Genomic DNA, 12,711 nt, shown 5'->3' on the forward strand with positions numbered 1-12,711 from the left:
CATGCAGCCCAAAGTCGCCGTCGCGGCCGTAACGTTTGACCGCCATGAGGAACTCGCCCTCCTCCTCAAGGGGCTGGCCGAACAGACCGCCGCCATCCACTCGATCGCGCTCGTTGACTCGGGCACCGTCCCGGCCACGGACGTAGTCCGCGCCGGCGGGGACAACATCAATTACCTGCGCTCCGAGGCGAACCTCGGTGGTGCCGGGGGATTCGCCTACGCGATCCTGGCCGCGATGGCCAGCGGCGCGGAGTGGATCTGGATGATGGATGATGACGGCCACCCCGAGGATGCAAGCTGCCTCGCCGAACTGCTCTCGGCCGCCGAGGAGCACCAGCTCGATATCGTGAGCCCGCTCGTCGCCGCCACCGCAGACCCCAACCGGCTCTCCTTCAACTTCCGGATCAACGGGCTGTTGACCAACGACCGCACCCGGCTGGCGCCCATGGGCTTCCTCCCTGACATGGTGCACTTCTTCAACGGCGCACTGATCCGCACGGAGGTCTTCTACAAGATCGGAATCCCCGACGTGAAGTTCTTCATCCGCGGCGATGAAGTCGATTTCCTCTCGCGGGTCAAAAAGGCCGGCCTCAAATACGGCACGCTGGCCACCGTTGCCGTGCAGCACCCCGCCACCTGGACCGAGATGAAGCCGGTCTTCGGCGGCTTCATCACCCCGGTCATCCCCGAAGGGGACTTCAAGCGGTACTGCTACTTCCGCAACCGTGGCTACCTCACCCGGAAGTACCGCAACGTTCGCTGGTTCGGCGCGGACATCGTCGGCTTCCCGTTCTACTTCCTGAAGACCCGCGACCTTAAAGGCCTCGCGCACTGGTTCCGGGCCTATTCCACCGGCTTCCGCGGAAAGGGCTTCGGCTCACCGGCCCAGCTCATGTCCACCAACAGCTAGGCCGGACATGAAAAACCTGTTTGCCGTCGTCGTCACCTACAACCGGGCCGACTTCCTGCAGAACCTGCTCGAGTCCTTCAGCCGCCTGAGCACGCGCCCGGACCGGATCGTGGTGGTGGACAACGCCAGCGACGACCACACCGCTGACGTGGTCGCACGCGCCGTTGCCGCCGGCGGAGTGCCGATCCACTACGAACGCCTGTCCGCGAATGTGGGCGGCTCCGGCGGGTTCTCCCGCGGCGTGGAGCTCGCACTCGGCGCCGGCGCCGAGTGGCTGTGGCTTATGGACGACGACGTCGAGGTGCTCCCCGGGGCGGTCGAGGCGCTCGATAAGTTCACCCCGGACTACTCGTGCATGATTGGCCGCCGCTACGACGCCGCCGGCAAGCCATTCTTCTGGCAGCACCACTTTGTCGAAGCCCTCGGCGTGTTCCTGCCCGTCACCGGCGACGTCTTCCGCAAATCCGACGTTTTCCGCACCAACGTCGGAAACTTCGAAGGCATGCTGATCAAGGCGTCCCTGGCCCGCAGCATCGGGCTACCGGACCCGCGGTTCTTTATCACCTGGGACGACCTCATCTACGGCTGGCTGGCGGCGCAGCAGACCCCGGTGGTCTACGTCAACGCTTTTGTCATCAAGAAGGTCCGGGCCCAGCGCCAGGTGGATCTGGGCGTGCGCCACCTCAACGATTCGTCCGACCTGAGCCGCCGCTACGTGATGCGCAACCGCGGCCACGTGGCGCAGTACCTGCGCGTCTACGGCAAGTACAACCGGTTCGGATTCGGGGCCGGTACGGCCCTGACGTATCTGAAGGAAATTGTGCGCCTGGTGCTGGTTGAACGCCGCCTGAAGGGGACCGGTGCCCTGTGGCAGGGGTGGCGCGAATCGCGCGGCATCCTCGCCGATTCCAACTGGCTACCCATGCCGCCGGTGCCTCCTGCAACGGCCGGGGATCAGGGCTGACCCAGGCGCGGATCCGGGTGAACCACCCCCTCGCGGACGACGCGGACCCGGGTTGCCGGCGCGATACCTATTAGTATCGTCTGAGACCCGGGTGCCGTCCGACAGTTGCACGGCGGGTAATTTTTGAAACAGGCGCATGGCCGCCGTGGTAGTGGAAGTCGGTTGCAATCTCTGTTGACTACGAAATCTGAAGCGCGCGAACCTGCCGCGGCACTGGACGAGAAGAAGCCGCCGCTCTGGATCTGGATCCAGCTTTTCCTCGACTCGATGTCGTGGGTCGTGGCGATCGTCCTTGCCCTGCTGCTGCGCTATGAAATGGGCATCCGGGAAGAACAGCTTGCCAGTGCCATCATCATCATGGCCATTGCCATCGTTGTGCAGGCCGCGGCCGGCTACGCGCTGGCGCTGTACCGCGGCAGGTATCCCTTCGGCAGCTTCCAGGAGGCCAAGGCCCTCGTCTTCGTCACCGTGATCGTGGCCGCCTCCATCACCCTGAGCCTGCTGGTGCTATACGAGGCCATCGGCATCGGCCGCAGCGTCGGGCTCATCGCGTTCCCGTTCGCCTGCCTCTTTATGGGAGCCGCCCGTTACGCCAAGAGGCTATATGTCGAGGGCAAGAACCGCCCCGGCGAGGGCGCCCAGAACACCCTGATCTACGGTGCGGGCTTCCTGGGCAACTCCCTCCTGACTCGCATGCTGCAGGACGCCGATTCACCGTATTTCCCGGTGGGCCTAATCGACGACGATCCCGGCAAGAAGCACCTGCGGCTATCCGGAGTCCAGGTCCTGGGCCGCGGCGACGACCTGCCGGCCCTCATCCGGCGCACCCGCGCCACCGTGCTGGTGCTGGCCTTCGCCAACGTCGAGGCGTCCGTTGTCCGGCGGATCTCCGACGCCGTCGCAGGGCTGAACGTCAGGGTGCTGGTCCTGCCTCCGCTCCGGGACATGCTCGGCCGCGGCGCACCCGAAGGTTTCTCCGATTTCCGTGACGTGGCGGTGGAGGACCTGATCGGGCGCCGACCGGTGGACATCAAGGTCGACGAGATTGCGGGCTACATCAAGGGCAAACGCGTCCTGGTCACCGGCGCCGGCGGATCCATCGGCTCCGAGCTGTGCCGGCAGATCGTCCAGTTCTCGCCGGCGGAACTCATCATGCTCGACCATGACGAAACAGGGCTGCAGCATACCCAGATCTCCATCACCGGCCGGGGACTTCTCGCCGGCCGCGACACCGTCCTGGCCAGCATCCGTGACGGCGCCGCCCTGCAGGAGATCTTCCAGGACCGCCGCCCGGAGGTGGTGTTCCACGCCGCCGCCCTCAAACACGCTCCCTTGCTGCAGCAATATCCGGTGGAGGCCTGGAAGACAAACGTCCTGGGCACCCTCAACGTGCTGCGCGCGGCCGAGCGTAGCGGCGTTTCCCACTTCGTGAATATCTCCACGGACAAGGCAGCCAACCCGACGACGGCGCTGGGCCATTCCAAGCGCGTTGCCGAGAAGCTTGCGGCCTGGATGGCAGGCCAGACGGGCCGCAAATTCGTCTCCGTCAGGTTCGGCAACGTGATGGGAAGCCGCGGTTCCATGCTGCCGCTGTTCACGGAACAGATCCGCGTGGGCGGTCCGGTGACGGTGACGGACCCCGAAGTCACCCGTTTCTTCATGACGATCCCGGAGGCCTGCCAGTTGGTCATCCAGGCCGGCGCGATCGGTCGGGGCGGCGAAGTCATGATCCTGGACATGGGGGAGCCGGTCAAGATCCTGGACGTCGCCCAGCGCATGATCGCGATGTCCGGCAAGAAAGTCGACATCATCTACACCGGGCTTCGGCCCGGCGAGAAGCTCCACGAGGAACTCGTGGGAACCGGCGAGCTGGACGAGCGGCCCCTGCATCCCAAAATTTCCCACACCCGGGCCCACGAGCAGGACCCTGCCGGGCTGGACCTTAATGTCTGGCTGGCCCGCTGCGAGGCCGAGCAGGGCCTGGACATCGAGTCCATCCCCGACGACGAGGCCGATGAACCGGGCGAGAGCATCAGGGCGGCAGCGTCGTGATGCCCCTGTACCTCACGGCCGGCATCACCCTTCTTGCGAGCATCCTGCTGCCGTTCGCGGTCAAGCCGTGGCTTGTCAGGATGGGCGTCGTCGACGTTCCGTCGGCCAGGTCCTCCCACAGCCGGACCACCATCCGCGGCATGGGCGTGGCCGTATCCCTGGCCACCGCCGTCGGATACGCGGCCGCCCTCCTGCTGGGGGCGGTGACGGTGGACCGCTCAGTGTTCCTGGTAGTTTTTGCGGTGATCGGCGCCAGCGCGGCCGTGGGATGGATCGAAGACCTCCGGGGCCTCTCCATCCGAGGCCGCGCCGCCGCGCAGCTGGGGATCGGTGCGGCCGGGTCGGCGGCGCTGCTCGTCCTCACCGGGCAGTCCTTCTGGTGGCTGCCCCTGGCAGCGGTGGCCATCGCGGCCTACATCAACATTGCCAACTTCATGGACGGCATCAACGGCATTTCCAGTTTCCACGGAATCCTGACCGGCGGCGCCTATGCGGTGGCCGGTGTGCTCGCCGCACAGCCGTGGCTCACCGCCGGCGGCGCCGTGCTGGCCATGGCCTTCCTGGGATTCCTGCCCTGGAACCTTTCCCGGGGATCCGTTTTTCTCGGCGACGTCGGCAGCTACCTCCTCGGCGCCTCGGCCGCGGCCCTGGCGGTGGCGGGGTTCCTGAGCGGCGTCTACGTCGAATACCTCCTGACACCGCTCCTGGTCTACCTGGCGGACACCGGCTATACCCTGCTGCGCAGGATCAAGGCCGGCGAACGGTGGTACGCATCGCACCGGGAGCACGTTTACCAGCGCCTGACCGACGTCGGCTTCTCTCACCTGCAATCGGCCGCCACGGTCTCAGTCTGCACCGCGGCAGTGATTGTCCTTGGCTTCATCGCCGCCACGGCGCCGCTGGCCATCGTGGTGCTCTGCGCCGCCGGGAGCCTGGCCGTGCTGGTGCTCTACCTCGCCTCCCCGGACCTGATCCGGCGCTTCCGGCGCCGGCACAAGGTCACCCGGGTGCCCGCCTCATAAGCCCCCAAGCACCGCCTGGCCCGGCCGCGGGCCAGGTTATGTTCTATCTCGTGTAGAATTCAGGTGCGGGTTGACGCCCGCGACTTCTGAACAGCAGCCAACTCCTCGACGATTGGGATCCAATGACCTCCAACGCCGAACCCGGACCCGTGTCCGGCGCCGGACCCGTTGGTGTCTCAGGTCCCACGAAATCCTTGTGGCTGCGCCTGCTGGCCATCAGTTCGGCCGTTGGCGGCGGAGCGCTGCTGCTCACCGCCCTGGCGGCACTTATGCTCGACGGCGTGGAGGCTGCGCTTTCGTCCGTCTTTGGCGGGGCCCTGGTGATTGCCTTCTTCGCGATCAGCCTCCTGGTGGGCCACTTCGGCGGCCGAAACCATTCCTCCGGTGCCATCGGCCTGTTCGCGGCCACGTATTTCATCAAGGTCGTCGGCTTTGCCGTGGTGCTGTTCGCCATCGGCAGTCCCGAGTGGCTGAACGGGCGCTGGTTCCTGGCCGGCGCCGTCGTGACAGTGGTCCTGTGGCAGGCCGCAGAAATCTACGGTTTCAGCAAGGCGCGGCTGCAGCTCTATAACGACCCCGAGACTCCGGAAGGCGGCACCGATGTTTAGCCGCAAAGACCGGCAGAAGAACAAGCCCGGCACCCCTGAAACCACCGCCGGAGCCCCCGGTGTTTCGGACAACGGACGCGACGGCGGATACAACGCCGGCATCGCCGTCTTCAGCTACATTGTTGGCGGAATCCTCGTCTGGAGTTTGATAGGGTGGGGTCTGGATAATCTGTGGGGAACCCGCTGGATTGTGCTCGCAGGCGCCCTGCTGGGAGCCGCGGGAGGGTTCTATCTTTCTCATATGCACGGCCTCACCAGCCCGGATAATTCCGCTGGCGGGGACAATGCTGCACGTGGCCCGTCCGAGGACGAGGATCAGTAATGCCAAATAATTTCACAGGGGGAGAGGCTGGCCGCAACGCCGCCTTTCACCTACCAACGCCCAATGATGGACACTGCAGAGAGGAAACGCGTTGATCGCGCTTGCGCTCCCGGCCCAAGATTCAGGAACTTTTACGCCTCCTGGAATTGAAGAAATCCACCTGCCGGCAATCGTGCCGTGGGGGGCGGCCGACGGATTCTCCAAGCAGATGCTGCTGGTAATCCTTTCGGTCGTTATTATCGCCGCATTCTTTCTGATGGCTGCCCGCAAGGGCCAGCTTGTTCCCGGCAGACTGCAGTTTGCAGGTGAAGCCGCCTACGGCTTCGTCCGCAACGGCATCGGCAAGGACATCATCGGCGGCAAAGACTTCATGAAGTACGTCCCGCTGCTGTTCAGCCTGTTTTTCTTCATCCTGGTGAACAACATCTACGGCGCCATTCCGTTGATCCAGCTCCCCACCTTCTCGCATGTCGGCGGCGCCTACGTGATGGCCGGGATCGTGTATGTCACGTGGATCGCCATCGGCATCAAGAAGAACGGCCTGAAGTACTTCAAGCTGGCAACTGTGCCGTCCGGAGTCCCGGGCTACATTCTTCCGATCGTGATTCCGATCGAGATTATCTCCAACTTCCTGGTCCGCCCGGTTACGCACAGCCTCCGTCTGTTCGCGACCATGCTGGCCGGCCACCTCATCGTCATGATCGCCGGTTCCGGAATCGAGTACCTCGTCACGCAGGAAAACCTCCTGCTGAAGGGCGCGTCGGTTCTCGTTCTTGGCGGGGCGATCGCCATGTACATGCTGGAAGCGTTGATTATGGTCCTGCAGGCGTACGTGTTCACCCTGCTGACCGCGATCTACATCGAAGGCGCGCTGCACGCGGACAGCCACTAGGCACCCCAAAATCTTCCCCTCTGGGGATGAAGCACACCAAACAACCTGCCACATAGATGGCATCTTGAAAGGAATAAAATGGAAGGCAATCTCAACCTCGTAGGTTACGGTCTGTCCGCAATCGGCGGTGGTATCGGTGTTGGTCTCGTGTTCGCCGCTTACATCAACGGCGTCGCACGTCAGCCGGAGGCACAGCGTGTGCTCCAGCCGATCGCATTCCTCGGCCTCGCGCTGACTGAAGCCCTCGCCATCCTCGGCCTGGTCTTCGCCTTCGTTCTCTAGTCTGATCTTTAGAACTAAGCGAACATCCAGAACCGAGTAGATAAGGACGGGTGAATTATGAATCAGCTGATCATCTCAGCCGCCACGGAGGGCGCCAACCCTCTGGTTCCCAATCCCTGGGAAATGCTTGTCGTCTTCGCCGGCTTTGCTGTTCTTATGTTCATCGTGGTCAAGTACGTTGTCCCGATGTTCGAAAAGACCTTCGCAGAGCGTGCTGAGGCCATTGAAGGCGGCATCGCCAAGGCTGAAAAGGCACAGGCAGAGGCTTCCGCTGCACTCGAAGAGTACAAGCAGCAGCTCACCGATGCCCGTGCCGAGGCAAACCGCATCCGCGAGGAAGCCCGTGCCGAAGGCGCTCAGATCCTTGCGGACCTGAAGGAGAAGGCAGCTGTAGAGTCTGCCCGCATCACGGCGCAGGCCCACGCGGCGATCCAGTCCGAGCGTCAGGCGGCCGTTGTGTCGCTCCGCACGGAGGTGGGCACCCTTGCCACCACGCTGGCTGGCCGCATCGTCGGCGAGTCGCTCGAGGACGACGCGCGTTCGGCCCGTGTGGTTGACCGCTTCCTGGCAGATCTGGAGAACCAGAACGCAGGTGCAGCTAAGTAATGGCAGGTGTATCGAGCGAATCGCTGACCGCGGCGCTGGTGGCGCTGGAAGCCAAGCTTCCTTTTGCCTCGCTGCAGTTGGCTAAGGAACTCTTCGGAATCCTGGGAACGGTGGACAGCTCGGCTGGCTTGCGCCGCGCCCTGACTGACCCGTCCCGCAGCGGCGACGAAAAGTCAGCGCTTATCAAGCAGCTCTTCAGCGGGAAAGTCTCCGCGGATGCTGTGGAAATCGCGAGCGGACTGGCCGGCTCGCGCTGGGCTTCCGCCCGGGATATCGGCGATGCACTCGAGACTCTTGCCGCTTCGGTGGTCATCGCCGTTGCTGAGAACAAGTCTGCCGTCTCTGCCTCGGGAATCAGCGGCCTGGAAGCGTTGGAGAACGATCTGTTCTCCTTCAACCAGGCTGTGGAGTCCAACCACGAGGTCCAGCGTGCTGTGTCCGAACCCCAGGCGAGCCCGGCTGCCAAGGTTGCCCTCGCTGAAAAGCTCGTACCCAGTGCCAGCGAGGAAGCGAAAGTCCTGATTGGACAGGCAGTGTCGCAGCCGCGTGGCCTCAAGGCGACCAAGCTCGTCCGTCGCTTCGCCGAGCTTGCAGCCAAGCGCCAGCAGCGCTGGATTGCAACGGTCAGTGTCACCCGTCCGCTGACGGAAACGCAGACCAGCCGCCTGCAGGCGGGGCTGAATGCCCTTTACGGGCGGGAGCTCAAGATCAACATGAATGTTGACCCGGCGCTCATCGGTGGCATCCGGATCCAGGTGGGTGACGAAGTGGTTGACGCTTCGGTTCTTGCCCGCCTGGGCCAGCTTCACCGTCAGCTTGCCTAGCAAGCCGGACAAGCACAACTTAACTGATAAAACCCCGGTCATCGTGAGCAACGATGATCACGAAAACAGGAGAGCAGGGACTGCAGATGGCCGAATTGACCATCAACGCCGACGACGTCCGTAATGCGTTGAACGAGTTCGCGGCGTCCTACGAACCCGGAAACGCAGAGCGCGTAGAGGTCGGCCGTGTAACAACCGCAGGTGACGGCATCGCCCGTGTTGAGGGCCTTCCCTCGGTCATGGCGAACGAGCTGCTTCGCTTCGAAGACGGCACGCTGGGCCTGGCCCAGAACCTCGACGTCCGCGAAATCGGCGTCATCATCCTCGGTGACTTCACCGGCATCGAAGAAGGCCAGGAAGTTCACCGCACCGGACAGGTTCTGTCCGTGCCGGTGGGCGACGCCTTCCTCGGCCGCGTAGTCGACCCGCTGGGCGAGCCCATTGATGACCTCGGCGAGATCAAGGCCGAGACCACCCGTGCGCTGGAACTCCAGGCGCCCGGCGTGACCCAGCGCAAGTCGGTCCACGAGCCGATGCAGACCGGCCTCAAGGCTATCGACGCCATGATTCCGATCGGCCGCGGCCAGCGTCAGCTGATCATCGGTGACCGCCAGACCGGCAAGTCGGCAATCGCGATCGACACGATCATCAACCAGAAGGCCAACTGGGCTTCCGGGGATGTCAACAAGCAGGTGCGCTGCATCTACGTGGCCATCGGCCAGAAGGCATCCACCATCGCGGCTGTCCGCCAGACCCTCGAGGACAACGGCGCACTGGAATACACGACCATCGTGGCTTCCCCCGCATCCGACCCCGCAGGCTTCAAGTACCTGGCACCGTACGCCGGTTCGGCAATCGGCCAGCACTGGATGTACGGCGGCAAGCACGTCCTCATCGTGTTTGATGACCTCTCCAAGCAGGCCGAGGCCTACCGTGCAGTGTCACTGCTGCTGCGCCGCCCGCCGGGACGCGAAGCCTACCCGGGCGACGTGTTCTACTTGCACTCCCGTCTGCTGGAGCGTTGTGCCAAGCTCTCCGACGAGCTCGGTGCAGGTTCGATGACCGGCCTGCCGCTCATCGAGACCAAGGCAAACGACGTCTCCGCCTACATCCCGACCAACGTGATCTCCATCACCGATGGCCAGATCTTCCTGCAGTCGGACCTCTTCAACGCCAACCAGCGTCCCGCCGTCGACGTGGGTGTCTCCGTGTCCCGCGTTGGTGGCGCCGCCCAGGTCAAGTCCATGAAGAAGGTCTCCGGTACCTTGAAGCTGGAACTGGCCCAGTACCGCGACATGCAGGCATTCGCAATGTTCGCGTCGGACCTCGACGCCGCATCGCGCCAGCAGCTGACCCGTGGTGCACGCCTGATGGAACTGCTCAAGCAGGGCCAGTACTCACCGTTCCCGGTTGAGAACCAGGTCGTCTCCATCTGGGCCGGCACCAACGGGCACCTCGACAACGTTCCGGTTGAGGACATCAACCGCTTCGAGACCGAGTTCCTGGAGCACCTCAAGCACAAGTCCTCCATCCTGACGACGCTGGCCCAGACCAACGTCATGAGCGATGACACTGCAGAAGCGCTGAAGACCGCGATCGTGGACTTCAAGAAGGGCTTCTTCGGCGAGGGAGACAACCACCTGGTTGGTGCGGGGCACGAAGAGCACGCCGCCATCGACGAGGCACAGGTCGACCAGGAAAAAATCGTCAAGCAGAAGCGCTAGTTTCGCTGGCAGGGACTGCCGGAACCCCACCGGGTTCCGGCAGTCCCGGCCACCGGGATCTTAGGAAAGGATAAGTATGGGAGCCCAGATCCGGGTCTACCGCCAGAAGATCAGCTCGACGACGTCGATGCGCAAGATCTTCAAGGCGATGGAACTGATCGCTACCTCGCGCATCGGGAAGGCCCGAGCACGCGTAGCAGCTTCACTGCCTTACGCAAACGCCATCACGCGTGCCGTTTCTGCTGTCGCAAGCCAGAGCGAAATCGACCACCCGCTGACCACCGAGCCGGAGCAGATCCGCCGGGCCGCCGTCCTGGTAATCACCTCGGACCGTGGCCTTGCAGGTTCGTACTCCGCGAGTGTGCTCAAGCAGGCGGAAGGCCTCAACGAGCTGCTCGTCGAGGAGGGCAAGGAAGTCAAGTTCTACCTGGTCGGCCGCAAGGCGCAGGCCTACTTCGACTTCCGGAACCGTCCCTACGGGCGCGTCTGGACCGGCGGCACGGACGCACCGGAGTTTGCCACCGCGCAGGAAATCGGCGAGGCATTGCTGGCCGACTTTGCGACGGATTACGCAGAGGGCGGCGTCGACGAGATCCATGTCGTCTACACCCGCTTCAAGTCCATGGTCACGCAGGAGCCGACGGTAGTCCGTCTTCTCCCGCTTGAGGTTGTCGAAGAGCAGGCTGCGTCCGAGTCGGACCTCCTGCCGCTCTACGAGTTCGAGCCGGAAACGGAGCAGGTTCTCGATGCTCTGCTGCCGCGCTACATCGAATCACGTATCTTCGCCGCGATGCTGCAGGCAGCAGCTTCGGAACTCGCTGCCCGCCAGCGGGCAATGAAGTCCGCCGGCGACAACGCCACGGAGCTCATCAAGAAGTTCACGCGTCTGCGCAACACGGCCCGCCAGGCTGAAATTACGCAGGAGCTTTCCGAAATCGTGGCCGGTGCCGACGCCTTGAACGCGTCCTAGCCTCCCCGAGCGCGGAACCAGCTGTACCTGCACCAAAGTAAACTTAACCCCAACGCCATCTACTGAGTGAAGTGAGAGAGATGACTGCCACTGCTACCGAACACGTAGCCGCGACGACCGGTGCTACCGGCCGTATTGCACGTGTTATTGGCCCGGTTGTCGACGTCGAATTCCCGGCTGACGCAATCCCCTCGATTTACAACGCACTCACCACCGAGATTACTCTCAACGGTGAGACCAAGACGATCACCTTCGAGGTTGCGCTGCACCTCGGCGACAACGTCATTCGTGCCATCTCCCTGCAGGCAACCGACGGACTCGTCCGTGGCACCGCCGTAGTGGACTCGGGTGCCCCCATTTCCGTGCCTGTCGGCGACGTCGTCAAGGGACACATCTTCAACGTCCTCGGACAGCCGCTTGACGTGGCTGAGTCGGAACTCGAGATCACCGAGCGCTGGCCCATCCACCGCAAGGCTCCCGCCTTCGCGACGCTTGAGGGTTCCACCGAGATGATGGAAACCGGCATCAAGGTCATCGACCTTCTCACCCCGTACATCAAGGGTGGCAAGATCGGTCTGTTCGGTGGTGCCGGCGTCGGCAAGACCGTGCTGATCCAGGAAATGATCACCCGTGTGGCCCGCAACTTCGGTGGCACCTCGGTGTTCGCCGGTGTCGGCGAGCGTACCCGTGAAGGTAACGACCTCTGGGTTGAAATGGAAGAGGCAGGCGTCCTCAAGGACACCGCCCTTGTCTTCGGCCAGATGGATGAGCCGCCGGGAACGCGTCTGCGCGTGGCGCTGTCCGCCCTGACCATGGCGGAGTACTTCCGCGATGTGCAGAACCAGGACGTGCTGCTTTTCATCGACAACATCTTCCGCTTCACCCAGGCGGGCTCCGAGGTCTCCACCCTCCTCGGCCGCATGCCTTCGGCCGTGGGCTACCAGCCCAACCTGGCTGACGAGATGGGTCTCCTCCAGGAGCGCATCACGTCCACCAAGGGCCACTCGATCACCTCGATGCAGGCCATCTACGTCCCCGCAGATGACTACACCGACCCGGCCCCGGCCACGACCTTCGCACACCTCGACGCGACCACGGAACTTTCCCGTGAAATCGCTTCCCGTGGTCTGTACCCGGCCGTTGACCCGCTGACGTCGACCTCCCGCATCCTGGATCCGCAGTACATCGGCAACGACCACTACAATACGGCCGTCCGCGTCAAGCAGATCCTGCAGAAGAACAAGGAACTCCAGGACATCATCGCCATCCTCGGCGTTGACGAGCTTTCTGAAGAAGACAAGATCGTCGTGTCGCGTGCACGCCGCATCCAGCAGTTCCTGTCGCAGAACACCTACACCGCCAAGCAGTTCACCGGCGTCGAAGGCTCCACCGTGTCCATCAAGGACACCGTTGAAGGCTTCACCGCGATCTGCGACGGCGAGCTGGACCACATCGCAGAGCAGGCGTTCTTCAACGTCGGCGGCCTCGATGACGTCGAGCGCCAGTGGGCCAAGATCCAGGAACAGACCAAGTAA

General features: G+C 63.5%; 13 protein-coding genes. All 13 read left to right on the top strand.

Features of this window, described 5'->3' with window-relative positions:
* Position 1: 1 nt before the first annotated feature.
* The 13 genes from ASE96_RS03755 (at position 2) to atpD (ending at position 12,711) form a co-directional block, all read left to right on the top strand.
* A complete protein-coding gene (locus ASE96_RS03755; protein WP_056426100.1) occupies positions 2-910 on the top strand; it encodes a glycosyltransferase in 909 nt (302 codons plus the stop codon).
* 7 nt (positions 911-917) lie between these two features.
* A complete protein-coding gene (locus ASE96_RS03760; RefSeq protein ID WP_056426101.1) occupies positions 918-1,874 on the top strand; it encodes a glycosyltransferase in 957 nt (318 codons plus the stop codon).
* A 174-nt stretch (positions 1,875-2,048) separates the two neighbouring features.
* Positions 2,049-3,926: a polysaccharide biosynthesis protein gene (locus tag ASE96_RS03765; RefSeq protein ID WP_056426104.1), complete on the top strand. Its 1,878-nt coding sequence runs from the start codon at positions 2,049-2,051 to the stop codon at positions 3,924-3,926.
* On the top strand, positions 3,926-4,948 hold the full coding sequence (locus tag ASE96_RS03770; protein WP_056426107.1) for an MraY family glycosyltransferase: 1,023 nt from the start codon (positions 3,926-3,928) through the stop codon (positions 4,946-4,948). The genes ASE96_RS03765 and ASE96_RS03770 overlap by 1 nt, the downstream gene beginning before the upstream one ends.
* Positions 4,949-5,070: 122 nt before the next feature.
* Positions 5,071-5,556, top strand: a complete 486-nt coding sequence (locus ASE96_RS03775) for a hypothetical protein (protein WP_056426109.1) — start codon at positions 5,071-5,073, stop codon at positions 5,554-5,556.
* Entirely contained in the window at positions 5,549-5,878 is a 330-nt protein-coding gene (locus tag ASE96_RS03780) for a hypothetical protein (RefSeq protein ID WP_056426111.1), read from the top strand. The genes ASE96_RS03775 and ASE96_RS03780 overlap by 8 nt, the downstream gene beginning before the upstream one ends.
* Positions 5,879-5,969: 91 nt before the next feature.
* The gene (atpB, locus tag ASE96_RS03785) at positions 5,970-6,770 is read left to right on the top strand and encodes a F0F1 ATP synthase subunit A (RefSeq protein WP_056426113.1); all 801 of its coding nucleotides are present in this window, start codon (positions 5,970-5,972) and stop codon (positions 6,768-6,770) included.
* Positions 6,771-6,848: 78 nt separating this feature from the next.
* Positions 6,849-7,052, top strand: coding sequence for an ATP synthase F0 subunit C (gene atpE, locus ASE96_RS03790; RefSeq protein WP_009356484.1), 204 nt, complete (start codon positions 6,849-6,851; stop codon positions 7,050-7,052).
* 57 nt (positions 7,053-7,109) lie between these two features.
* Positions 7,110-7,658, top strand: a complete 549-nt coding sequence (locus ASE96_RS03795) for a F0F1 ATP synthase subunit B (RefSeq protein WP_056426116.1) — start codon at positions 7,110-7,112, stop codon at positions 7,656-7,658.
* A complete protein-coding gene (locus ASE96_RS03800) occupies positions 7,658-8,482 on the top strand; it encodes a F0F1 ATP synthase subunit delta (RefSeq protein ID WP_056426119.1) in 825 nt (274 codons plus the stop codon). The genes ASE96_RS03795 and ASE96_RS03800 overlap by 1 nt, the downstream gene beginning before the upstream one ends.
* An 86-nt stretch (positions 8,483-8,568) precedes the next feature.
* Entirely contained in the window at positions 8,569-10,206 is a 1,638-nt protein-coding gene (gene atpA, locus ASE96_RS03805) for a F0F1 ATP synthase subunit alpha (protein ID WP_056426670.1), read from the top strand.
* Between the two features lie 76 nt (positions 10,207-10,282).
* Positions 10,283-11,176, top strand: a complete 894-nt coding sequence (locus ASE96_RS03810) for a F0F1 ATP synthase subunit gamma (RefSeq protein WP_056426122.1) — start codon at positions 10,283-10,285, stop codon at positions 11,174-11,176.
* 80 nt (positions 11,177-11,256) lie between these two features.
* Entirely contained in the window at positions 11,257-12,711 is a 1,455-nt protein-coding gene (gene atpD, locus ASE96_RS03815; protein WP_056426125.1) for a F0F1 ATP synthase subunit beta, read from the top strand.

The sequence above is a fragment of the Arthrobacter sp. Leaf69 genome, from assembly GCF_001422645.1.
Classification (GTDB): domain Bacteria; phylum Actinomycetota; class Actinomycetes; order Actinomycetales; family Micrococcaceae; genus Arthrobacter.